This window comes from Chitinophaga sp. YR627 (assembly GCF_900114995.1).
GTDB lineage: Bacteria > Bacteroidota > Bacteroidia > Chitinophagales > Chitinophagaceae > Chitinophaga.
This window is the reverse complement of the sequence record NZ_FOUX01000001.1, coordinates 1,464,811-1,488,664: the sequence shown is the minus strand read 5'-3', so window position 1 is coordinate 1,488,664 and position 23,854 is coordinate 1,464,811. Positions and strand designations below refer to the sequence as shown.

General features: G+C 45.1%; 16 protein-coding genes. 7 read left to right on the top strand and 9 right to left on the bottom strand.

Going from position 1 to position 23,854, the window contains the following annotated elements; all coding sequences use genetic code 11:
* Positions 1-32: 32 nt before the first annotated feature.
* The 3 genes from BMZ72_RS05400 (at position 33) to BMZ72_RS05390 (ending at position 8,305) form a co-directional block, all read left to right on the top strand.
* Complete coding sequence (locus BMZ72_RS05400) at positions 33-974, top strand: NAD(P)-dependent alcohol dehydrogenase (protein ID WP_089806001.1); 942 nt, start codon at positions 33-35, stop codon at positions 972-974.
* 428 nt (positions 975-1,402) lie between these two features.
* A complete protein-coding gene (locus tag BMZ72_RS05395; protein ID WP_089806000.1) occupies positions 1,403-3,820 on the top strand; it encodes an ABC transporter permease in 2,418 nt (805 codons plus the stop codon).
* Between the two features lie 147 nt (positions 3,821-3,967).
* Positions 3,968-8,305 (top strand): WGR domain-containing protein, encoded by a 4,338-nt coding sequence (locus BMZ72_RS05390; RefSeq protein WP_089805998.1) that lies wholly within the window; start codon positions 3,968-3,970, stop codon positions 8,303-8,305.
* 354 nt (positions 8,306-8,659) lie between these two features.
* Here the strand turns inward: BMZ72_RS05390 and BMZ72_RS05385 are convergent, their stop codons facing one another.
* From BMZ72_RS05385 to BMZ72_RS05370, 4 genes are all read right to left on the bottom strand, one after another.
* The gene (locus BMZ72_RS05385; RefSeq protein ID WP_177222685.1) at positions 8,660-9,136 is read right to left on the bottom strand and encodes an energy transducer TonB; all 477 of its coding nucleotides are present in this window, start codon (positions 9,134-9,136) and stop codon (positions 8,660-8,662) included.
* Between the two features lie 36 nt (positions 9,137-9,172).
* Positions 9,173-10,135, bottom strand: a complete 963-nt coding sequence (locus tag BMZ72_RS05380) for a transglycosylase domain-containing protein (RefSeq protein WP_177222684.1) — start codon at positions 10,133-10,135, stop codon at positions 9,173-9,175.
* Between the two features lie 434 nt (positions 10,136-10,569).
* Positions 10,570-10,833 carry an OsmC family protein gene (locus BMZ72_RS05375; protein ID WP_089805992.1) on the bottom strand — a complete coding sequence of 88 codons (264 nt, stop codon included), beginning with the start codon at positions 10,831-10,833 and terminating at the stop codon, positions 10,570-10,572.
* A gap of 163 nt (positions 10,834-10,996) precedes the next feature.
* Positions 10,997-11,281 carry a hypothetical protein gene (locus tag BMZ72_RS05370; RefSeq protein WP_089805990.1) on the bottom strand — a complete coding sequence of 95 codons (285 nt, stop codon included), beginning with the start codon at positions 11,279-11,281 and terminating at the stop codon, positions 10,997-10,999.
* A 202-nt stretch (positions 11,282-11,483) separates the two neighbouring features.
* On the opposite strand from BMZ72_RS05370, the gene BMZ72_RS05365 reads away from it, so the two are divergent.
* Positions 11,484-12,434 (top strand): MBL fold metallo-hydrolase, encoded by a 951-nt coding sequence (locus tag BMZ72_RS05365; protein ID WP_089805988.1) that lies wholly within the window; start codon positions 11,484-11,486, stop codon positions 12,432-12,434.
* Between the two features lie 67 nt (positions 12,435-12,501).
* On the opposite strand, the gene BMZ72_RS05360 is transcribed toward BMZ72_RS05365, so the two are convergent.
* Genes BMZ72_RS05360 through BMZ72_RS05340 form a run of 5 tightly spaced genes read right to left on the bottom strand, consistent with a single transcriptional unit; the run spans position 12,502 to position 20,290 of the window.
* Positions 12,502-13,653 carry an IPT/TIG domain-containing protein gene (locus tag BMZ72_RS05360; RefSeq protein ID WP_089805986.1) on the bottom strand — a complete coding sequence of 384 codons (1,152 nt, stop codon included), beginning with the start codon at positions 13,651-13,653 and terminating at the stop codon, positions 12,502-12,504.
* A gap of 3 nt (positions 13,654-13,656) precedes the next feature.
* The gene (locus BMZ72_RS05355) at positions 13,657-14,361 is read right to left on the bottom strand and encodes a DUF4397 domain-containing protein (RefSeq protein ID WP_089805984.1); all 705 of its coding nucleotides are present in this window, start codon (positions 14,359-14,361) and stop codon (positions 13,657-13,659) included.
* A 15-nt stretch (positions 14,362-14,376) separates the two neighbouring features.
* On the bottom strand, positions 14,377-16,053 hold the full coding sequence (locus BMZ72_RS05350) for an NHL repeat-containing protein (RefSeq protein ID WP_089805983.1): 1,677 nt from the start codon (positions 16,051-16,053) through the stop codon (positions 14,377-14,379).
* 1 nt (position 16,054) lies between these two features.
* Positions 16,055-19,279 carry a TonB-dependent receptor gene (locus BMZ72_RS05345; protein ID WP_089805981.1) on the bottom strand — a complete coding sequence of 1,075 codons (3,225 nt, stop codon included), beginning with the start codon at positions 19,277-19,279 and terminating at the stop codon, positions 16,055-16,057.
* 60 nt (positions 19,280-19,339) lie between these two features.
* Positions 19,340-20,290 (bottom strand): FecR family protein, encoded by a 951-nt coding sequence (locus BMZ72_RS05340; RefSeq protein ID WP_089805979.1) that lies wholly within the window; start codon positions 20,288-20,290, stop codon positions 19,340-19,342.
* A 111-nt stretch (positions 20,291-20,401) separates the two neighbouring features.
* Between BMZ72_RS05340 and BMZ72_RS05335 the strand changes: the two genes are divergently transcribed.
* From BMZ72_RS05335 to BMZ72_RS05325, 3 genes are all read left to right on the top strand, one after another.
* Positions 20,402-20,950 carry an RNA polymerase sigma factor gene (locus tag BMZ72_RS05335; protein ID WP_089805977.1) on the top strand — a complete coding sequence of 183 codons (549 nt, stop codon included), beginning with the start codon at positions 20,402-20,404 and terminating at the stop codon, positions 20,948-20,950.
* Between the two features lie 40 nt (positions 20,951-20,990).
* The gene (locus BMZ72_RS05330) at positions 20,991-21,428 is read left to right on the top strand and encodes a hypothetical protein (RefSeq protein ID WP_089805975.1); all 438 of its coding nucleotides are present in this window, start codon (positions 20,991-20,993) and stop codon (positions 21,426-21,428) included.
* A gap of 585 nt (positions 21,429-22,013) precedes the next feature.
* Complete coding sequence (locus tag BMZ72_RS05325) at positions 22,014-23,825, top strand: glycoside hydrolase family 30 beta sandwich domain-containing protein (protein ID WP_089805973.1); 1,812 nt, start codon at positions 22,014-22,016, stop codon at positions 23,823-23,825.
* Positions 23,826-23,854: the final 29 nt, after the last annotated feature.

Genomic DNA, 23,854 nt, shown 5'->3' with positions numbered 1-23,854 from the left:
CTTTCTTTCTAAAAAATCAACAACAACGCTCTATGAAAAAAGTAATCTATAAACAGTTTGGCAATGAAAACGTACTGGAAATAATTGAAGACGCAGTACCCGTACCGGAAAAAGATCAATTGCTCATCCGGGTAAAAGCCGTCTCTATTAATCCGCTGGACTGGAAAGTCTATGGTGGAGAAATGAAACTGATGTCCGGATCAAAATTCCCAAAAACGATTGGTATTGACTTCTCTGGTATTGTAGAAAGCATTGGTGGCAATATTACCCGCTTTAAATCAGGCGATGCTGTAATCGGTTTAGTCGATGTATTTAAAGGTGGCGCACTGGCAGATTATGTGCTTGTCAAAGAAACAGACCTTGCGCCCAAACCTGCCAATATCTCTTTTGAACAGGCAGCCGCCTTACCTGTAACCGGACTTTCAGCGTTGCAGATCATTGACGAACTGGCCCACATCCATAAAGGCCAGGATGTACTGATAAACGGGGCTACAGGTGGCATTGGCGTATACGCCATACAGATCGCAAAAAAACGCGGCGCCAGGGTGACAGCGGTAGCTGGTACGCAGGGAACAGTCTTAGCAAAAACATGGGGGGCTGACCAGGTCATTGATTATACCAAACAGAATATCCTGCATATTGATCAGCGTTTTGATACGGTCATTGATCTTTCTACGAAACTGTCTTTTACTGCTGCTAAAAAGCTGATGAAAAAGAAAGCTACTTTCATCACTACGCTGCCCTCCCCGCTTGTATTGTTGCAATCTGTTGTCAATAACCTTTTCTCCGGAAAAAAACTGAAAGTATTGATACTAAAACCTACATCGGAAAAGCTGCATACACTGTCAGCGCTGGCGAAGCAGGATCTCAAAATTGTGTTAGATAAGACATATGCCTTTAATGAGATCAGAAATGCCTATCAGGAAGCAAGTAAAGGGAAAATAGTCGGAAAATCAGTAGTAGTAACGGATTGATGTGCAGGCGTAATTACATATTTTTTATACCGATGAATAAAAAGCAGATCAACAGATGGCGTTAAGTGATAAGCAGGATGATGGGGTTTTACTGTCATGTGCGTACCCGGAATATTTGATATCTTACAATAGAAAAGGAAGTAAATAGTATCAGATGCCGTTTAGATATTTGTTATCCTACGTTAATCCTACGTTCCGGAACGTAAGATTAACGTAGGATAACAAATATCTGGTAAAAGACAAACCGAATATCAGCCAGTATCCCTTCTGTTACGCCTGTTCATTTCCGGCCGGAGTAAATGTCCGCATATGAACACTTTAAACATCCGGAAAACTTAAGATAAGCCATAGTAGCCGGTATGGAAAGTGGCAGTCTTTTTGATCCTGTCCCCTGAATAAGATTGCCGCTATCATACCAACACATCATTATGTTAAAAAACTATCTAAAAATTGCCTGGCGCAACCTATCAAGAAAGAAGGCCTATTCGGCTATCAATATAACAGGTCTGGCCATTGGGATTACCTGTTGTATACTGATCATGTTATACGTCCAGGATGAGTTGTCATATGATCGGTATAATACCAATTTTAACCAGATATACCGGGTATTGCATTCCTACCGCAATGCAAAAGATGTTGACAAAAACACCGCTCCTTTTCCTGAACAATACCAGGTATGGGGTAATGCACCAACTGCTCCGGCGCTCGCAGCTGACTTTCCGGAGATAAAGAAAACTGTTCAGTTTACCAGTCCGAATACCTTCCTGCTGGAACATGGTGATAAACATTTCCAGGAAGAAGGCGTCGTATTTACCGACTCCACCGTTTTTGACGTCTTTAGCTGGAAGATGCTGGCAGGTAGCCCCAAACAGGCGCTTGTGGCCCCTAACAGCATCGTGCTGACCAGAAGCATGGCTAAAAAATATTTCGGTGATGAGAATCCTGTAGGGAAGACACTCCGTGTAGAAAACCAGGAGACTTTCACGGTGACAGGTATGATGGAGGATGTTCCGGCCAATTCACACCTCAGTTTTCATGCATTGGTGTCTATGACCACCTTCATCAAATGGCGGCCGGAGATCTTTAATGAATGGGGGTATATAGACTTCTATACCTACTTCCTTTTACCGGAGCAGACCGATATTAAGGCCCTGGAAGCGAGAATTCCCGGCTATGTGTCCCGTCATTATCCCAAAAACAACAATGATCTCTATACCGTCGCTTTTGAGCCTTTATCAGCAGCCTACCTGCATTCAAAGGCACTACGACAACCAGGTCCAACGGGAAGTCTGTCAAACGTCTATATATTCTCCATGATCGGATTGTTTATCCTGTTGATCGCCTGTATCAATTTCGTGAACCTCTCCACTGCCCGTTCTATGGAAAGAGCCAGGGAAGTTGGGGTCAGGAAAGCAGTAGGCGCTTATCAGCAGGGACTGATATACCAGTTTCTGACGGAGTCTATCCTTCTTTCATTTGCAGCAGTACTGCTATCCATCATACTGCTTATCATTACTTTACCTTTTGTCGGGGAGATAGCGGGCAAACCGTTCACTTATGCTTTACTTCTCTCCTGGAAAATAACGCCTGTGCTTATTTTAATGCCCTTCCTGCTGGGTTTACTAGCAGGTAGCTATCCCGCCTGGGTATTGTCCCGTTTCAGGCCTGTAGAGGTCCTCAAAGGGCAATTCCGCTCTTCCAGCAAAGGCGTTGCGCTGCGGAAGGGATTGGTCGTTGTACAGTTCAGTTTATCCGTTGCACTGATTGCGGGTACCATGATCGTCTATTCACAGCTGCGGCACATGCGATCACATACACTGGGTTTCCGTCAGGACCAGATGCTGGTCATTGATTACGGTGGCGATCAGAAAGTAAATGAATCTGTAGAAGCGATTAAAGCCACACTGGCAGAAAATCCTGCAGTACAATCTATTTCCGCATCCAGGGCGGTACCGGGTGACTTTTATCCAAACGGCACTACGCATATCGAATCCAAAAGCGGTGATATGAAAAGTGAAACGCCTGCCATGTATGAAATAGACTACGACTTTATTCCGGTCTACGAGATGAAAATGGCGGCAGGAAGAGCCTATTCCAGGAACTTCCCGGTGGATGATACCGCCTCACTCCTGATCAATGAAGCTGCTATGAAACAGTACGGCTATTCCAATCCGGAAGAGATCGTAGGCAAACGTTTTGAACAATGGGGCCGTAAGGGCACAGTGATCGGCGTGGTAAAAGATTTCAACTATCAGTCCCTGCATAAAAAGGTAGAACCGCTTGCCATGAGAATGGCGCCTCCTTCATCATTGAATAAGCTATCTCTTCGGATAAAAACAGATCACTTATCAAAGACCCTAAAAGAACTCGAACAGACCTGGAGCTCACTGGCGCCACACCGCCCGTTCCTGTACAATTTCCTGGACCAGTCCTTTAACACACAATATAAACAGGATGCCCGCTTTGGAGAGTTATTTGCCGCTTTCGCCGGACTGACGATCTTTATTGCCTGTCTGGGTTTATTCGGACTGGCCACTTATACAACCGAACAGCGGGTAAAAGAGATCGGCGTACGCAAAGTACTGGGCGCATCCGTAACTAACATCGTTACCCTGTTATCTTCGGATTTTGTAAAACTGGTACTGATCGCTATCCTTATCGCGACACCAGCAGTATGGTGGGCGATGCAGGAATGGTTGCAGGGCTTTGCCTACCGGGTAACCATCCAGTGGTGGATGATCGGAATAGCAGGTGTATTGAGCGTTGCCACAGCACTGCTGACGGTTAGTATGCTGGCGGTCAAAGCTGCGCTGATGAACCCTGTAAAAGCACTAAGATCCGAATAACTTTTAACAATAAACGTAATCCCGTCAAGGGGTTCTTACTAAAAAAGCGAATGGCATGGTCATCAGACTATGCCATTCGCTTTTTATACACTACATTTGCCACCCCAAACCATTTAGAGTTAAAAGCCCTATTAAACACGTATTTTTATGAAAGCCAGGTTTATTTACCAGGATGAGAAATCACACAAATTCTGGGACATCGAAACGAACGGTACTGACCTTACTGTACAATATGGAAAAGTTGGCACAACAGGACAATCCCAAACCAAACAGTTCGCTTCCGAAGAAGAATGCAAAAAGGCCGCTGACAAACTGATCGCGGAAAAAACAAAAAAAGGGTATGTAGCCCTCCCCCCTGCAGAAAAGCTCGTCATACCTGTAGAACTGTACGAAAACCTTTTGGCTGTAGCAGATTACGTAGAACAAAATTACCCTGACGTAAAGCCTGAAATTACACCCGTAAATGAAGACAACATTTCTGCGATGGAAGACTGCATCGACTTTGAAATGCCTTCCGACTACGTAGATTACTGGCTTGAAAAAGGAAATTTCTCTTTCGTCAAAGGACCTTTCATCTGTGACGTGTATGCTTTCACAGATGAATTTGAGCAGGCCAATAACCTGTATAACACTTTTAAGTTCTTCGAAGGCCATTACAAGCTTCAATTCGATCTGCTGGAACGGGAAAAGGATTATTTTATGCAGTGCTTCTGGGTACTCGGACAAGTAGGAGATGACGATGAAACGCGTGTGTATGTAGGTGATCCTTCAGGACATGTACATATGATCCACTTTTCCAAAGGATTTGGACACACTGACAAGGAGGGTTTTGAAGCCGCGATGGCTGAGATCATGCGTATAAGGCCACAATTCAGCATGATGATCGTTAAGAGTGCCGGCTTGTTTGATATAGAAACGCCATCCAGTGCTCCGGCAGCTGAAACACAGGTATCCAAAGCATTACAGGATGGTTTCAGAAAAGTATCCTATGATGAAGTGCTTCAGCTGTTGGGAGTAGATCAGCTATTCGACTTCTGGGATGATGAAGACAACAGCTATTCATATAACTATGAAAGCGAACGCGAATATTTCGAAGAAAACATCGAAGAAAAAGGATTCCTTTATCATGATGGTGATCTGCATCTCGACAGAGAGCTTTCTACCGGTGGCTTTATCATCGTACGCGGTGACCTGAATATTCAGGGTGAACTTCCTTCCGAATATTATGTAACAGGTAATACTACTGCTGATTATCTCGCACTTGGATACTTACAGAAAACACTTGGAAAAGAAACCATCAGATATGTAGCGCTCGCTACTGCGGAAGATCACGAAGTGTTAAGAACACTACCACACAGAGAGCTCGATGTGCCGTATTTCTTCTCCTGGTTCTTTGACCTTAACTCTTTCACCTTTCCTCCTGAAACGGTCATCACTGCGCTATATAATTACGATGATCTCATTACCTACCAGACGGACGCTCTCCTGCTGGCATGGCATGAATATGCTTATGTATTCAGGCCGGAGTTTTGCTACCAGATCGAGGAATCATGGCACGATTCCATGGATATCAATTACACAGCCATCTACGAAGCTGTCAAAGCCGGGAAGCATCCTTTTCTGGATGGTGTAACAGCAGAAGGCATCAGGTTAGTGAAAAAAGGAGCGGCACTGAAAGAAGAAAATGACCTTATCGGCGCTTACCAGGCGTACAAAGAGGCGATCAGTAAGTCTCCGGGGTATTACCCTGCCTACAGCGCTGCCGGTAAGTTGCTGTACAGCAAGAAAGCCTATGGACAGGCAATGCAGCTGTATGCCAAAGGGATCCCGCTTACTCCCGAACATGTGCTGTATGAATTTGAGTGTCTCCAGAAGGGAGGCATCTCCGCCATCCGGATGGGCGCCTACGACCAGGCCATTGAATGGGCACAGATAGGCATTGCCAGAAAAAAGGATACCCACTTCTATCTAAGGATCATCGCAGAGGCGCTGATCTATATGGGAGAACTGGAAGAAGCGAAAACTTATCTGGAGAGATCCATTGACATTGAAGGCTTTTTCAGCAACTACTGGTTACTGGGATTGGTTTTTTTCCTACAGGGAGATACCGAAACGGCAGACACCTGGTATCAACAGGCGCTTAGTGCAAATGATAAAGCCAGACCTTACACAGAACATAAAGACCTCTCCTATATCTTTGGTGAACCCGTGACGGTAGACTGGGATACTAAAAAACCGGTATCCACAGAGAAAGGACAGGAATACTGGGACAATTTCTTAACCGAAACCCTCAAAACCTATGGTCCTGATCTCTACGAGAGAGTCGGTCAATCGCCATCTCAATGGATCTATGCAAAGATCAGCAAAATACCGCCTGCGTTCAGAAGCACGGAGATGATGCATGCTTTACTGGACCACAGGACGAAGGGACAACTGGATGTCACCGGAAGCATCATCGCCTTTTTCGACGCTGCATCCCTGACTGAAGAAATCGTTTTCCATGCTGTACAGAGGGCTGAGCCGGCGGAGTATAAGGAAATTCCCGCACGATTCTTTTCCGAAAAACTGCTACGGATCCATCCCGAAGGGATCAACCTAACCGTTTTACCAGCAGATCAGCTAAACTATGCACTCTGCTTTGATGCGGTGAGTCAGAATCAGCATAGCTATCAGGCGGTGCCAAAGGAGTTCCAGGACGAGCGGATGAATATAGCCCTGATTGCCGGAGGAATTCTTGGGGACTATCCTTATAAAGAGCTCCCCTCTAAGTATTCCTCCAATGAATATATCAAACAGGCCGTTGAGACCCACATACTGGCGATCACCAATCTTCGTGCAGGACTGGTTGATAAGGAAATCTATGCGCATGCTGCTGAGAAATACGGGAATGACCCTATGTGGCCTTTTATCGTAGAACGTTATGACACAGATGCGTGGAAATATGGTTCCCTCTCATCTATTGAGAGAATGGGCGAGACGGTACGTAAGTTTGGCATTGACGCTTTTGATCATGTAAATGCAAAGTACGTTGGCAAACAGGACTATGATTACTTTAAAAAACACCTGGGACATCTTCCTGCATTCGCAGAGAAAGCAATAGCTTACGGCTGGGACAAGAACAAAAACAAGGTCGATGAATATGATAAGAGGAAAGAATTCGACTACGATACTTTCCGTAAAGTATGGGCCTGTTTCTGGACGGAAGACTATATCATCAAAGCATTGGATAAAAATGAAGACAAGGAACATCTGTACAATCTCCCGGATAAGTATAAGACACAACGGATCTGCGATATCGCTGTAAAGAGAGATTCCTATGACTTTGCACACGTTCCGGCACAGTTTATTACAAAGGAAATGTGTATGCAGGCCTGCTCAACAAACTATGGTACTGCCCTTGAATACGTTCCTTTGGAAATGCGTACCCGGGAGATCTGTGATGCAGCTATTGCCAGAAGTGCGGAGAATATCAAATTCGTACCTCTTCCGCTCCGCACCGTTGAAACGTGTGGTAGTGCACTCGCAAGGGAAAATAACCTGACCAATTACATCCCGCATGCGATCTATACAGCCGTATTTGAGTGGTGCTTTAAGAACAGAAAGAACAGATTCTCCAATGACTATCTGATGATGCATTGGGGCTTAGGTCTGATCATTGATAAAAACTATGAGGCGGCAAGGGAAAAGCTGTCTGCAGTCACTCCTGTGAACAGCTATGAATACCATCATCAGGCGGTCTATTACATCGGCTGGAGTTACTTCCTGGAAGGAGATGTGAAAACTGCCAAAGAATACTTTACACAGTCCCAGGAGATCGCTAAAACGGCTGGTATTGACGGATCATACAAACTGACATTCCCATATGCGTCTTTCCAGTTACTGCCAGTGCATGAGATCTATCCGTTCAATAAAGAATCGTTTGATGAACAAATGAAGGAGACTTCAGCGCTTGTACAAACCGGATTTTATGACGAGGCGCTTGCATTGCTGGAAAAACTGGAAAAAATGCTGACTGAATCTAATTGCACAGAGATGAGATGGTGGGCTTATGTATGGGATCACCAACGCTATGCCCTTTATGAAGCCGGTCGGGAGGAAGCGTCTTATGAGGTGTGCCACCGTATTATCAATGAATTAGGCAAGGTAACAATGTGGGATTACCTGGAAGAATTCAATATTCTTCGTGCTACATTACGTGCCGCTAATAATAACCTTGCTTACAGATATTATCTGACAGCGACGGACCTTGCAGGTGTGAAAGAGGGTCTTAATCACATTAAAACGACGATGAAGACGATCGCACCGATTGAGGATAAAAGTGTCCTGAATGGGTTCTACGAAACACAGGCACTGCTGCTGTACAAGGCGATGGGCTTTGATCCGGCATACAGGAAAGATCTGGAAAAGGTTGTCGCGAAGATCGAGAAACTGAAACAGAAAGAAGAAATAGAGCTAAGCGACGAATTTGAAAAGATAAAATTATAACTAAAATAGCCGGATCAGTTGATCCGGCTATTTTATTATTGCGTTTGTCAGTCCATCCTTTTGCGACGTTCGAGAATGATATTTTCTACTAATCCCCTGTTCTGCTCTCCCCATTCGTTCATCTGTCGCTGAAGCGGATATTGATACGTATTATGCGGGTGGGGAGAAAGGGTATATCGATTATCCTGATTACGAACCGGTAAATTCACTGTAGTATTTTGGGGGTGGTTATCACCCCCTCCTTTTGATCATTTCAATAATTCCTGGCACTAATGTCAACCAAGGTAATATTATCCTTCCTTCAACCTCAATATCACGGACACATATACGTTGTATTGACTGCTCACTGTTTAATCAGAAATGTACAAACCAATTCAGTCTTACGGGCACTTCTTTCCCCTGACAACAGCCTGGTTTCCATCTGGGCATAAGCGATAATACCCGTAAAGCATCCTTCTCAAAAGGGGAATAGTCAGCTTCGGCTTTATCCAGAATTTTCGCATCGCGCATCTGCCCATCAACATCAATGATATATGTTAACCGGATAGTACCCTGAAATTCATCGTGATCCGGGGGATAATTAAAATTCATCGAGAAAAACCTTAACTGGGCCTCGTCCCCGCTTGCATACTTCGGTCGCTCATCCACCCAATCATATACCTTCTGCTGCAATGTTGAATCGTACTGATAAGTACAGCCGGAAGTATCCTGTTGTGTAACAGTGGTGTTGTATCCGGAGGTATTATTTGTGGTATCCTGTCGACGTCTTTCTGAAGCAAAGCAGGCTGAAAAAACAGCTCCAATAGCTAACAACAGCACACTTGTCTTCATTATCATCATATTATTCTATTTGAGTACCGTGACGTATTATGGCTGATGTGCTTTGGGTGATGAATCGTTTGTCCTTTTAGTAAATGTCTGCAGGATATTACCATACCTGTCTTTTATACAGGTGATATAGATAGGGTTTGCAATGAAGTCACCTGTCGTAGTTGCCGCGTTAATCGTGGTATAGACTTTCAGGCCGTCCTCATACAGATTGTATGGAGATCCGTCAGGTGCTTTATGCGCATTGCACCATTTCTCCAGACTCTCACGCAATACATCTCTGAAGTACAGGTTATAACCTTTATTATATTCTATCTTACTATGACGGAGCAAAATAGGTCTAACTTCTGCTTCCGCTGCTTCCGCCTGGGTAATAAAATCATATTTCCGCATTAATTGAAGTACAGTATTACGGCGTAAAGGAGCCACTTTGGGATTTCGGTATGGATTATATAGTCTGTTACCTTTTAACATGCCAATAAGCATTGCAGCTTCTTCCAGGGAAAGATGACCAGGATCTTTGCTGAAAAATACACGGGCGGCATTTTCAATACCGTATATTTCTCCTCCAAAACGAGCTGTATTAAGATAAAGCGCTATGATTTCCTGTTTTGTGAAATGGCGCTCGAGTTTTATTGTCAGCAGACTTTCCTCTATTTTCAGAAAAGTATCAATATCATCGAACGCATTACCGGTACCATATCTGGCGCCATTATTGATCAGTAGTCTGCGGGACAGCTGCATAGAGATGGTACCATAACCATGTTTCCACTTCCCGATGAGCGGGTACATGAACATGCCCATCATATCGACACTCCTCACTCCGGTGTGATCATAAAAATGCCGATCTTCTGTAGCCAGGAGAGCATTGGTAAGATGCACTGAAATAGCCTCATAATCGGTGTAGGAACGATCTGTTTTATAATACTTACTTAATACAACACCGTCTTCCGTAATTATCTCAGATGACTGTACAGATCCGGGATTCTCTAATGCAGACATTGATACCATATGACCAATGATCCTGAAATTGACAAGTAATATTATCAGAACAAACGATACCATTGCTCCCAAGGCCGTGATCCATAATATTTTAACCGATATTCTCATAGTTAATCTTTCAAAGCTGGCCAGTGTATCCTGAAGCACATACCAGTACCGAGACGGGGACGGCATTACAAACAAAAATATTCAAAGAAATGAAATATGCATGGAGAATTATCGGCATACATCTCCCTGGCTGCCTGCCTTATTAATATTCATTGGCCCGGATGTTATAAAGGCCGGACATCGTCCAGCCTTTATAACATTGTATGTCTCTTTCCCGTTATAGCTGCTCATCCAGTATCACCTCCACAGGATTTGCAATGGTATTATAACCAGGAGAAAACCTGCGGACGTGCGCTACGATTTCATCGTATTGCTCCTGCGTACCATCACCCAGCCATCCCCCCGAGCATATAGCCCTGCGGACCCGGATAATTATTATCTCCTAATAACTCTTCCGGTTCACCGCTCATAAACTTAAACTGTCTGCTATTTTCCTGTGAACCTATTTTTTTAGCGTGTGTCGTTATTTCAGCATTGACCCCACCTTTCCATCGGGCGGTGATCCCCATAAAAGCCTTTCCTTCTTCCGGTTTGTTCTTTACCAGGTCTATATATTGACCAAGGGCTGCTAAGTTCAAATTGTTCAGCATATGAATAATTAATTTGTTGATACAAAGTTCGTATGCATGCTATGGGTGTACAATGGACAAGCAGGAATAAGTCTGGTAGTATTAAGCAAAATGCGAAGGCCCGCTCCCAGGAGCAGGCCTTCAGACTTATAATATCTCTATTTTAACAATAACTCACTAGTTATCAATCTTCGTCTTCATCATCCGGTTCATCCACTTCATCGGTCAGCACAACACGCTCGATGTATAGTTTACCTATAAACTGCTTGTATGTCTTCCGCATCAGGTCAAAAACTTCAGATGGCGCCTTGTCCTTCTGGTAATACATGTTAAATGCCTCCATTGGGATGCCAAGTTCTGCAGCAATAGCCGCTTCGGTTAAAGTTACGCCGGCGTCCTGTGCCCGCTCTATTAACCTGTCAATAGTGGCGGGAAATACCTCCCGTACATTCTCTTTTTTGGCTCTCATTATCAACGCTTTTCATGAAATTCCGGACGTTTGTAATAGTAACGCGCGTCCGCCTTGCTAATGTTCCTGACCCAAAAGTCAGCTTTGGCCGTAAAAATAGGTAAAACCGGGAAAAAGCGCCGGAAATTTTCCGGGAATTACCTGAAATGGTATGCATACATATTATTTCATTGCCAGAAAAATAATAAGGTAACTTTACCGGATGAAGTCCGTTTTAACCACGCTCACATTAGCAGGAACGCTGCTTTGTCAATTTGCCTATTCACAAACTTCCTTCAAAGTGATACCACTTGGCGTCAAAGGCGGTACCGACGAAAGCAATCTCTCGGCTTATATGATCGCTCCGCAGCAACATGAAGCGTATGTATGTCTGGACGCAGGCACAGTGCATTTTGGCATTGAAAAGGCCATACAGGCAAAACTGTTGCATGGTACGGCATCATCGGTATTAAAACAACAGGTGAAGGGCTTTCTGATCTCTCATGGTCACCTGGATCACCTGGCTGGCATGATCATTAATTCTCCGGATGACAGCACAAAGCACATTTATGGACTGGATTACTGTCTTGATATCTTAAAAGATAAGTACTTCACCTGGAAAAGCTGGGCCAATTTTGCCAATGAAGGCGATAAGCCTGCGCTTGGTAAATATCACTATACCACACTTGCACCAGGTGTCGAAGCGCCTTTGGAAAACACAGAGATGCAGGTAACGGCGTATCCACTCAGCCATTCAAATCCTTACCAGAGTACGGCATTCCTCTTGCGTAGCGAAGAGGCTTATCTGCTATACCTGGGGGATACAGGTCCGGATTCAGTAGAACATAGTGATAAATTGCACCTGCTCTGGCAACAGGCGGCGCCGCTGCTAAAAGCGAAAAAATTAAAGGCTATTTTTATAGAGGTCTCTTTTGCCAACGAGCAGGCAGATAAGCAATTATTTGGTCATCTTACGCCACACTGGTTAATGTCGGAGTTACAGGATTTAGCTTCACTTGCAGGCGCGGAAACTTTGAAGAACTTCCCGGTGGTGATCACCCATATGAAACCGGGCGGTAACAGAGAACAGATCATTCAGGAACAGTTAAAAGCATACAACCCTTTACATATTAAACTGATCATTCCTGAACAGGCGAAAATGCTTACATTCTAAATAGCTGGTAAGATTATCATTAAGAGTAGGGCTGGCAATGAGGCTAGCCCTACTCTTTTTATAGTGTTTACATAGGCAGCGAGCCAAGCTCTCCATTCGTTTCCATGATACAGGCATTCCCCACCATGTGACTGCGCAGGATCTCCACCCGTGGCGCTGTACCGCCGTCTATACCAACTACAAAAGCATAAGTACGGCCATTTTCTTTCACGATCTGCACCTGGTTAAAGAGATTAGGATCTCCTCCCGGAAATGCAACATCCTGCGTCGCAGCTGTTTTGAAGATATCGCCATCCTGCAACTGTCCAAAAGAGAGTTTCCTTCCAGGAATAACGGCTGTCAGCAGTGGCTGATAGTACAGATACGATTTCTCTTTTACCTTACCTAAATAGGCAGCTAATGACGTTTGCTGCCCATAATAGAACCCGTTTGCCGGCAGAAAGATTGTGTAGGTACGACTACTGCTCTGAACATATAAAAGTGTCGTATCGAAAGCCTTTTGCAGGTATTCTTTGTTAGTCGCAAGCGCATCGAAACCGCGCAACAGCGTATCTACATATGTAAAAGCAGGGTCCTGGTGCGTCCATCCGATCACAGTAGTCGCCGGGTAACTTTTCTGGCGAAGCGTAAACGTATCCGGGGTTTGAAAGATTGGACCATGGAAGGTTTGCCAGGAAAACGGACCTGCGCCCATAGCGGCAGGTACTTCCACCCAGATGGAATCAATACCATTGTTCTGTACGATCTTAAGCCGTTGTCCCAACAGGTAGATCTCATTGTCGTTATAGCTGGTACTAAAGTGTGCCGTGACCAGGGAGATGGTATCTCCCGGCATGCCATACAGCGGCCAGAACTTCTGTAATACGGGTGTACCATTTACTGCAATAAGCGGTCCGTTGGCACTCTGGAACTGCTGTCCGGCGCTTACTGTTACCTTCACTACGCCTGAAAGCGTTTGTGTGCCCACCACAACTATCAGACTATCACTAGTACTGTTTAACACCTGGCAACTACGATCATGAATGAATACTTCTGTGATACAATCTTTCTGCGCCAGTGATTGTCCGTAGATACGCAGCGTATCGCCTGCCTGGACGGCAGTACGGGCCAATCTGGTAATTAAGGGTGTTACGATCGCTACTGTGTTAGTGGCTTGTTCCTCCTTTTTACAGGCAAAAAAGCCTGTCAGCAGTAACAGGATATATATTCGTTTAAACATGGATCAGAAGTTAATAATGGTAGAAAGATTGAGCGTTTTATTTACATCGCCATCCGGTGTATTGTTATACCCTCGCAGGATCATGGTATAACACTTACCGGCTTCCAGCGGAAACGACTTACGCACCAGCTGATTGTCACCGTTCATGATCCTGATGGCTGGTTTTACATCCGGAGACACCGGAATGTAGTCAGTTACCCCCCGAAAATGCAGGTCCTGTATACCCTTTACAGCTGATTTATCCAGTAATAAGGAGACAGCACCGGCATCTGGACTCAGGTGTAATAACCTTATTTTAGCCATGCCAGGATCGGGGTTTACATCATCACTGGTATACATAGTTTCATAAAAACCGAGACTGTCAGCGAGGTATATAGTGTAATGCTTTTTATCAGCGAAATGATAAATACCCTCCGTTATCTTAGCGGCTTTAATGGTACTATCAGAAAAAGCGATGCGAAAATCACCGGTATCAGTGAATTGATAAAGGGACGAATTATACGCACCTATCAGACCACGGCCATTGTCATTATAGGCGAGTTGTCCGGCGTGCTGATTATTCACCAGTACCATACTTTTTGCATTATAAAAGTCGGGCGCCCCGTTATAGAACATCAGGTAGGCCGCCTTGGGAGGCGGTTTTATAGTCGCTTCTTTTCCGCAGGCGAACAACATCAGCAGCAGCGGTAATAGTTTCTTTATTTGCATACGGTTAGTTAAAGATTAATGTTCGATCACGATCTTACTGATCTTCATGTCTGTCGGTGGTATATTATAATCGAAGCCAACATACAGATTGCCAAACTGGTCAAATACAATTTTATTCAGTCTGCCGGTGAGATTTGCATTTTCACCAGACTGCCTTTGCTTTACCAGCGCACGTAAATCGCCGCCGTAAGTTCCACCACCGGCCAGTTTGGCGATAGTTTCCTCCTGTAAGTTCATTTTATAGATAATGTTCTGACCAAACAGGATATTGCCATCGAAGTCCACATCAAAGGAAGTAATACCTCCCAGGTCTACCTCCCGGAAAGTACCGGTACGTAGCGATGACTGCTGACCTTCCGGCATACCTACGATGGTAGCAGCTTCCAATGTTTCCGGATTTACCTCTACAATGTTCTGACGCCAACCGGCACCACTGCATGGGATATATAATTTACCATTACCTGCCAGTACCAGACCTGACGCACCAGACAACCGTACGGCATCGCCAAAACCATCCATATGCTCGTCGAGGGAATAGTAAAAAGGCACCTTATACAGCACACCATCCACGTCTTCATAGTCATACACCTCTTTACCGATCTTACCCAGTACAGTTTCGAGGGTACCGTCCCTGTTCAAACGCCTCAGCAGGGTGCCAGAACCAGCATATTCGGCCGTACCATCCAGGAAGTAGAGATTTCCCTGTTTATCAAAAGTGAAGGACTGGGGATAGATCACCATTGCCGAATCTCTGGAGCCATCCTCGATACCGGTGTAATCATCATAGGGACGGGAATAGTATTTTTCGATAACCCGCTTGCCACCTACTAATATTTCTACTACTCCTGTAGCTGGCTGCAGTCGTTCTATCAATGCATGGCGGGCTGTAAAACCTGTAACCGGGTCTGGATCCGTATAAAATTTGCTCGAAAAATACAACCATCCATCCGGGCCAGGTTGCAGGTCTTCGATAGCAGAAAGTTTTAATTGAGCAGCTGTAGTAGCCATGTAATTATTGCCACCGCCTGCAATGGTAGTTACCTGTCCCTGGCGCAGCTGACGGATGCGATAGGAATTGTCATCAGGCTGCCGGTCAATAAAGTAGAAAGTATTGCCATTCGCATCGTAAGCCAGACTGGACACCTGGTTGATGACCGCCTGTCCGACCATCCCATCCCGCAGTTCGTTAGGGAGCATATAGCTATAACTGCCATCTCCCTGTCTTACGCTGTCCATGTAGGTGTATAGGAATGGGTCTACGAACGATTTCCCCGGCACCAGAATATCTGGCCGGAAGATCTCAAAAGGAAGTGCCGCCGAGCTTTTTCCATCGAGCGAAAAGTAGAGGGTACCGGGACCAATCTTTGCTGTAGACGAAATTTGTATATCAAATGTATCCACTGGTAAAGCAGCGGTCTGGCCACCGGCTTCCGGTTGTACAATGATTTGTCTGCTACCATGCGATATCACATCGGCAGCAACACCACCGGCAAAGAATTGCAGAGCGGCTCCCGGTTCTCCGACCTTTGCATACACAGTAACCATTTCACCGATCTTTGCTCCGTTTACCCCTACCGATCCGTTTTGCGTGACCCGCACAATACCTGAAGAAAGATTTTGCTGCTCCAGCCTGGCTTCATATTTCCTGCAGGAAAAAAGGAACAATGCAAAAAAGAGTATAAGATTACGCATGTTAAAGTACCATATTGAGTGAGCATGAATAATAAGGCCGCAGGTAGTAGCGGCGGTAAATAATATCGGCGCCATCGAAGCCATTGCCATAAGCCGGAGGTTTACCCTGCAGCTCTTCATAATGATAGTTACGCTTCCAGTCCTGATACATGAGTACAGGTGTATTCAGTATGTTCTGTACACCGGCGCTCATACTGAGCAAATGGTTAATACGCTGCCGGAAAGTGAAGTCCAGTTGATTACGCGCGTGCATCATAATATCAGGATCACCACGACCAGCGTCTTTATTAGATCCTACCACATAGATATAGTCGCCTGCCCGGTTGAACGTCAGGGATATCTTTGTACCATAGACAATACTTTCATAATTCAGTGAAGCATTGATCAGGTAGGGTGACTGCCCCTGCATAGGCCGTTCGCGGGTACCGGCGTAACCACTATATTGTGGCATAGAAGGTACTTTTACGTTGCTATGGAAAAATGATCCATTGACGATCACCGACAGATCCCGACACCAGTTTACCGGCAGGAAATCAAGGTTTTTATGGATTTCCAGTTCTGTACCATAGACGGTTGCCTTTCCTGTATTTGTATAGAAATACTGATCAAAACCTTCTGATACAACATACCGGAGACGCTCTATCGGCCGGTCCAGTTGTTTATAGAAAAATCCTACATTGATCATATCATTGCGCAAACTGCTCCGCGGGTACCATTCGAAACGCAGTTCGCTGTTATCTATCTTAACGGTGGTTAGCGAAGGGTTACCATTGTAGCTCTCCTGATTCAGGTAGTCCACATAACGCATAGGAGCCGCCTCACGGAACTCCGGTCTGTTTAAGGTCTTGCCATATCCCGCACGGATAATAAAGCTACTATCCGCCTTAAAAGAGACATTTACGGAAGGCAGCACAGAGGTAATAGGTTGGTCCACTGATAATGGATAAGCTGCCAGACCCGTTGCATAGGCTCCCAGGATACGAAAACGGTTGTGTTCTACCCTCACACCGCCAAAGACATTCAATCTTTCCTGCAGGAAGTTCAGGTCAGCCAGCAGATAACCGGCACTCAGGGTATTGTCGGCGAAATACTGATTATTGGGGGAAGTACGTTCAAAAAAACGATAGCCGGTGCCATTGTCGCGGAATAGATCATTGGTAAAATACAGTGGCAGATACTTCTCATACACTGTGATCGGCGTACCTGATTGTTGCTTGCCATTACCCAGATCTGGATCTTCCCCTGCATTTATCAGCAGATTGGGATCGTACAGATTTTCGCCATTATTCAGTACGAAGGTGCGGCTATTGAAATCGCGCCAGCGGTGTTCAAAAAAGACGCCGCTCTTAAATGACAACCAGGATCGCGTTTGTATATGCAGATCCAGATTACCCTGCCAGGCATTTTCCTTTACATCATTGAAACTACGTGACAGCAGGTAGCGTGAAACACGCCCTGCAGACAAGGCCCATTCGTCTGTTGTATTGAGTCTGCGGGAGAATGTATAATCACGGTTATCCGGTTCCGATTTATGAATACTGGAATAGCTTACGTTGCCACGCAGGGTATTCTTTTCGCCAAACTGATAATTTCCCGATACCTGGCCGGCATAGATGAAATTGCTGACATAATACAGACTGACATGCCGGTTTTCAAAGTCGGGATGATCTTCCAGCACCCGATAGTCTTCCGCAGTAATACGTTGTCCCCCCTGATTGATGAAGTTGCGCAGTTCGAATGAAAGATTTTTATGTATGCTCATTTCATTGGTCTGGATCAGGGAAAGTCTCGCCCCATGTATCCCCTGTTGAATGTTACCATCGAGATAGCGACCATAGGAATTTTGCGTGGTAAGTCTTTGTTCGTGTGTATTGGTATAGGCAACGGCTGTAAGATTCTTCAGGTATTTACCCCCGATCTTCCAGGCATCATAATAGTTAGCGCTAAAGCGGAGATCTGGTCCGGCGTGAAATTGTTTATCTGCCACATAATTGTTGGCAAATTGACGGGATATGGCGGCATTATCAGCAGTAGACAAATGGTTAAACGCTGTTGCAGCAGGTATGCCCTTTGGAAGACTGCGTGTACCATTATCAAAGCCCAGAAAATCTGTTTTACTGCCTGCATAAGACCATACGTCATTGAAGCTGGAACCGGGCCTGTATTGGGCACTCACCTGTACGTCCACCTGTCGGGTAAGCTGACTTTTTCGGGTGTAGATCTTTACGAGTCCACCGGCAAACTCGCCTGGCAGATCAGGTGAAGGCGACTTATAAACGAGTATACGGTCGATAGCGTTGCTATTGATCACATCGTATGAAAATGCGCGGCTGTCTGCATCCGAGGCTGGTGCAATGGCATCATTCAGGAAAGTCAGGTTATAGCGCTTATTAAGACCACGCACGATCACAAAACGGTCTTCCGAGATATTGACACCGGCAATACGTTTTACCACTTCAGATGCGTCACGATCCAGTGTACGGGCGATCTGTTCGCTGGAAATACCAGATAATACAGTATGTGCATCATATATCTCGCTTGTCAGCGTCGCATCGGAGGTATTATTTACCTTTCTGCGGCTAAGTCCGTTTACCACCACTTCATGCATGTTATTCCCAGGCTGCAGTTTAAAATCTGCATTGGTGCGCTCTCCCGACCTTACCTTCACATTAAACAGGCGGTTGGTGGCATAACTCACATAAGAAAATACCAGTGTATAGCTACCCGGGGCTATATCATTGATATTATAGAATCCTGCACTGTCGGTAATAGCGCCTTTGGAAATACCTTCCACACGTACGGTGGCGCCGGGCAAAGGCTGAGCAGTTTCAAAATCAACCACACGTCCCCTTACCGATCCGCCGGGTTGTTGCTTTTGTACAGGTGACGCCATGCGGAAGGCAATGTTATTGCCAATCACTGACCAGGTAATACCTGATTTATCCTTTAACAGTGCCAATGCCTCCATCAGTGGCACATGTTTACAACTGATTTCATCTACCGGTATTCGTCCCATTTGCACTTCGTCAAATGAGAATACGTAGCTACTCTGTTTTTGCATAGCGACCAATACGGTGGTCAGATTGACGTTTTTAAGGTGTAGGGTAATGCTGTTTCCCGGAGGAGCAGCATCGGCACAAAGGTGCTGCGTGAGCAGCAACAGGCCTAATAACCAGGCAGCGATTCGTTGGTACCTGGTTAAAAAAGTGATACATTTGATCATCATTCGTTTTTTAGTAAACAGTAAATGTTTGCGATGTCCTCCGCTGGCCTGCGGAGGATTTTTTTATAGTGTCACCCGCAAAGTGTCTCCCTGCTGGTGGAAATGCAGTTTATATACAAAGGAGAGGTTAGATAATGCGGCTTTCAGATCATTACCCGGTAATACAGAATTAAAATACAAACCGGTTGGCAAAGGGGCGTCAAACCTGATATGCTTTCCGTAATGATCGCCTATACGTCTTAATACATCCGCCAACGGCAGGTGGTTGAATACCAGACTATTGCCTGTCCAGGCATCACTGAGCAGTACATTCACGGACTCTTCCCGCACGCCCTGTGCATCAGCGATAAGCGCCTTTCCTGGTTGCAGTACTACCTCCCCGGCAGCAAATTTTACGGCTACCTTTCCGCTTATCAGCGACACACGTGTCATCTGCTCCATCGGATAAGCTTCTACATTGAACTGTGTGCCCAATACGGTGGTGTGTAAGCTACCAGCTGTCAGTGTAAACGGATGCGCATTGGCTGCTACCTCAAAAAAGGCCTCCCCTGATAGTTTGACCTGACGGTTCGTTTTAAAATGGGTAACATATTGTAATGTCGCTTTCTGGTGCAGCCATACAAAAGAGCTATCCGGCAAAGTGATCTTTACGATATTAGCATGCGTGTTTACAACGGTTTTCCACTGAATAGCCATCTCTGGCGCCGGGGCTGGTGAATCAGTCTGCCGGTGCCGGCGTAATGTGATCATGACGCCTATTATTACGGCCGCCACTGCTGCACGCCATAACATAGACCGTATACGTCCCCGTAGCTTAAGTTTTGCCTGAAGAGCAGCCTTCAGACGGTCACTGGCTTCCGCCGGCATGACCGCGTCCGCCTTATCCCAGCTCTCATTCAACAGATCGTCCAGTAACTGAGGCTGAGTAGCCAGCAGCATTTCTATTTCCGCACGTTCGGTATCATCAGAAGTTCCATCTATCCAACGTTGTAATTGTAAAGGATCTAAGGGCATGTATTGACATCTTTACAACTAACCCGTAAAAACGCCTGCTTACCTCAATGCAGTTACACAGGCTTAACAATTACGTAACATGGAGGTCCTACCTTTAAAACATCTGAATATATGATGGGGACGAGTTACTCTGATAAAGAACAGCAATTCAACTACCTTTTTGCCAACACCCGTGACAAGCTTTATGGTTTCCTCTCACAGTACAGTAAAGACAGTGCGTTCGTGGAAGATATCATGCAGGAATGTTACCTGAAAGTATGGCTGAAAATGGGCACCTGGCAGGATACAGAAAACCTGCTGCCCCTGGTAAAAAAAGTAGCCAAAGACCTGTTGATCGATGCTATTCGAAAAAAAGCGCGGCTGCCTGAAACCTGGATGGAAACATTGGATACAATGCCACCGTTGCCTGTACAGGCAGCTGAGCTGACGCAGCCTGATCTGCATAAACTGGACCTGGCCATTGCACAGCTACCCGAAAAAAGCCGCACTATATTTTTAATGCACCGGGAGCTGGGCATGAGTTACAAACAGATCGCGGAACGTATGCAGCTCTCTCAGAGCGCTATTGAAAAGCATATGAGCAAGGCCATGAAGTTGTTACTGCAATCTTTGCAAAAAGAGGACCTGCTATTATTTTACGTCTTATTTATGCTGAAGTAGACATTAATAATGATTCGACGGGATAACTTATCTTTACAAGATGTTTGACATTCTAGACAAATACAAAACACAAGACCACTTCTTTCTCACTCCAGAACAGGATTTGCAAAAGGTATGCAATGCGCCTGCTGATAAAAGTGGCGTATATGTTATCTATGCGCTAAAAAAGGGAAGAGTTGAGCTCATCTATATCGGCCATTCAGGTAAGGTTGAAAAAGATGGTACCCTCTCCATCAGAAAAGAAGGATTAGGGGGGCTCAAAGATGAAATTGTTAATGGTCAGCAGTTTGGAAAAACACCTGCACATATTGCCTGGAAAAAACAGATGACCAGAGAAAATATTGAAGCCTTAAATATATACTGGTATGTAACCCATGATACGGGGTATACAGACTGTCCGGACGTGCTGAAAAAGACCTTATTAAGGCAACACCAGGATATCTTCGGATTATTCCCCAAGTGGAACAAAGCTGTTTAAGGAGATTATCATCAACTGATTCATAACGATGGCCGCAAAAAGACAGCTACTTTTTGCGGCCATTTCATTTGATATAGCAGGTATTCGCGAGAGGCCGCAGGAGCTTTATACGATTGTAACCAATGTTTGCACGATCTGCCGGAAAGTGACAAAGGGGTTATCAGACAGGAAAACAGCACACTCATTGAGCAATAGATCAAATGTTTTTTAAGTGTATTAAAAGTGTCATTACCCGGAAAATCCACAAATCTAAAGTGATGTTTTTCAATGCCTCTTTTTATGTGCAACATGTGTTTTAAGTGAATTAAATCACCTTCTCATTTATTGATAATCAGCATTTTGCGAGAACATTTCTTTGTTTTATTGACTTTTATTTCGATAAATTTGAGCATTCAGGAGACAGCCTAACCAACTGTTCATCCTGAGCCATGAGTCAATTATCTGTACACTATTATCGCTATCCACGTCCACGATTATGAAGAGTAATAAGTACCCTTTAACCATAAATATCAGATCCTATGACTTAGCAAGCTTTGCCTGAGCTAACATCAATCGGCCAATTATTAACCAGTAAAAATCCACAAAATGAGAAAAATTTATCTTCGGCTTGCCGCCGCAGGCATGCTTTGTATTGCATTTTATGCATGTAAAAAGAACATTAATACACCAGATGAAGCTGATGGCAGTCAGACAGTTGCGAGGGCAAATGAGTCTGTAAGCATCTGGATGACTACCGGCAACCAGAGTGCGCTCCTGCAACAACAGGGTAATGTCACATTTGCGCCTGATGCAGGCACCAGTGGCACAACAATTACAGTGAACGAGGGAACTACTTATCAGGGTATCGACGGTTTCGGATACACCCTGACCCAGGGGAGCGCCAAATTAATCAACAACCTGTCAGCGTCTGCACAATCGTCTTTGTTAAATGAACTTTTCAGTCCTGCCAGCGGTATCGGCATCTCGGTAGTCCGCATAGGCGTAGGTGCCACCGACCTGAGTGATTATTCCTATACCTATCGCGATGGTGCGTCTTTTAGTTTGTCTGGTCCGGACCTGACCTATACCATTCCCATCCTGAAAAAGATCCTGGCGATCAATCCGGCGATCAAAGTACTCGCAACACCATGGACGGCTCCCCGCTGGATGAAAACAAACGGCTCTTTCGTTGGCGGTACACTAAAGGCGGAAAACTATGAAAGTTATGGTCAATACTGGCTGGATTACATGAACGCCATGAGAGCACAGGGTATTGAAATCTGGGGCATCACCCCTCAGAACGAACCGCTGAATCCCTACAATGAGCCCAGCATGACACTCACCAAAGAAAACCAGCTCGGTCTGATCAATGACTATATCGGGCCCAAGTTAAGGGGAGCTGGTTTTAACTGCAAGATCATCTGTTATGACCACAACTGTGATAACACAGAGTATCCTACTTATGTAGCAAATAACAGCTCCTATGTGGATGGTTCTGCGTTTCACCTCTATGGCGGTAATATCTCTGCTATGACGACCGTAAAGAATGCCACTAATAAGAATGTTTATTTCACGGAACAATATACTTCCGTTGGTGGTAGTTTTTCCGGAGACCTCTCCTGGCACATCCAGAACGTAGTAATCGGTTCACTGAACAACTGGTCTAAAACTGTACTGGAATGGAACCTGATCAGCGATTCTCAGGGTGGCCCTCATACACCAGGCGGCAGCACCGTATCAATGGGTGCGGTAACTATCGACGGAGGCAATATCGTACGCCGTGTTGGTTACTATATCATCGGACATGTTTCCAAATTCGTACGTCCAGGCGCAGTACGAATTGCGTCTAACAGTTCCGGCAACATCCAGACGACTGCTTTCAGAAACAGCGATGGCTCTAAAGTATTACTGGCATTCAATAACGGTGGCGGAAATGTTTCCTTTAAAGTGAAATGGGGCAGCCAATCCTTTACCTATTCGCTGCCTGGCGGTGCTGCGGCTACATTTAAATGGTCAGGCGCCACGACTACACCAACTGCACCTATAGGCCAGAACATTACCCTGAAAGGCTTTAATAACCAATACGTAAGCAGCGAGAATGGTACACAGGCAATGAACTGTAACAGACCAACTGCATCCGGCTGGGAAACCTTTACTGTGGTAGATGCTGGCGGAGGCAAAATAGCGCTCCAGTCCCAGGGAAAATATGTATCATCAGAAAACGGTACACAAGCAATGACCTGTAGTCGTCTAACTATTGGCGACTGGGAAAAATTTGACTGGGTTGTCAATGCTGACGGTAAAATATCCCTCAGGGGAAGTAATGGTCAGTATGTAAGTTCCGAAAACGGAACACAGCCAATGAATTGTAACCGTGCCACAATATCTGGTTGGGAAGCCTTTGGCGTCAATCAGTAGCTCACCTGTTAAATTGAGTTTACCCGCCC

What these genes read in the sequence shown, in the direction of transcription:
- BMZ72_RS05360 (WP_089805986.1), bottom strand. Translation starts at nt 13,653, where the DNA reads ATGTTTAAACGAATATATATCCTGTTACTGCTGACAGGCTTTTTTGCC.
- BMZ72_RS05365 (WP_089805988.1), top strand. Translation starts at nt 11,484, where the DNA reads ATGAAGTCCGTTTTAACCACGCTCACATTAGCAGGAACGCTGCTTTGT.
- BMZ72_RS05375 (WP_089805992.1), bottom strand. Translation starts at nt 10,833, where the DNA reads ATGCTGAACAATTTGAACTTAGCAGCCCTTGGTCAATATATAGACCTG.
- BMZ72_RS05330 (WP_089805975.1), top strand. Translation starts at nt 20,991, where the DNA reads ATGTTTGACATTCTAGACAAATACAAAACACAAGACCACTTCTTTCTC.
- BMZ72_RS05325 (WP_089805973.1), top strand. Translation starts at nt 22,014, where the DNA reads ATGAGAAAAATTTATCTTCGGCTTGCCGCCGCAGGCATGCTTTGTATT.
- BMZ72_RS05385 (WP_177222685.1), bottom strand. Translation starts at nt 9,136, where the DNA reads ATGAAGACAAGTGTGCTGTTGTTAGCTATTGGAGCTGTTTTTTCAGCC.
- BMZ72_RS05340 (WP_089805979.1), bottom strand. Translation starts at nt 20,290, where the DNA reads ATGCCCTTAGATCCTTTACAATTACAACGTTGGATAGATGGAACTTCT.
- BMZ72_RS05355 (WP_089805984.1), bottom strand. Translation starts at nt 14,361, where the DNA reads ATGCAAATAAAGAAACTATTACCGCTGCTGCTGATGTTGTTCGCCTGC.
- BMZ72_RS05370 (WP_089805990.1), bottom strand. Translation starts at nt 11,281, where the DNA reads ATGAGAGCCAAAAAAGAGAATGTACGGGAGGTATTTCCCGCCACTATT.
- BMZ72_RS05400 (WP_089806001.1), top strand. Translation starts at nt 33, where the DNA reads ATGAAAAAAGTAATCTATAAACAGTTTGGCAATGAAAACGTACTGGAA.
- BMZ72_RS05390 (WP_089805998.1), top strand. Translation starts at nt 3,968, where the DNA reads ATGAAAGCCAGGTTTATTTACCAGGATGAGAAATCACACAAATTCTGG.
- BMZ72_RS05395 (WP_089806000.1), top strand. Translation starts at nt 1,403, where the DNA reads ATGTTAAAAAACTATCTAAAAATTGCCTGGCGCAACCTATCAAGAAAG.
- BMZ72_RS05350 (WP_089805983.1), bottom strand. Translation starts at nt 16,053, where the DNA reads ATGCGTAATCTTATACTCTTTTTTGCATTGTTCCTTTTTTCCTGCAGG.
- BMZ72_RS05335 (WP_089805977.1), top strand. Translation starts at nt 20,402, where the DNA reads ATGATGGGGACGAGTTACTCTGATAAAGAACAGCAATTCAACTACCTT.
- BMZ72_RS05380 (WP_177222684.1), bottom strand. Translation starts at nt 10,135, where the DNA reads ATGTCTGCATTAGAGAATCCCGGATCTGTACAGTCATCTGAGATAATT.
- BMZ72_RS05345 (WP_089805981.1), bottom strand. Translation starts at nt 19,279, where the DNA reads ATGATGATCAAATGTATCACTTTTTTAACCAGGTACCAACGAATCGCT.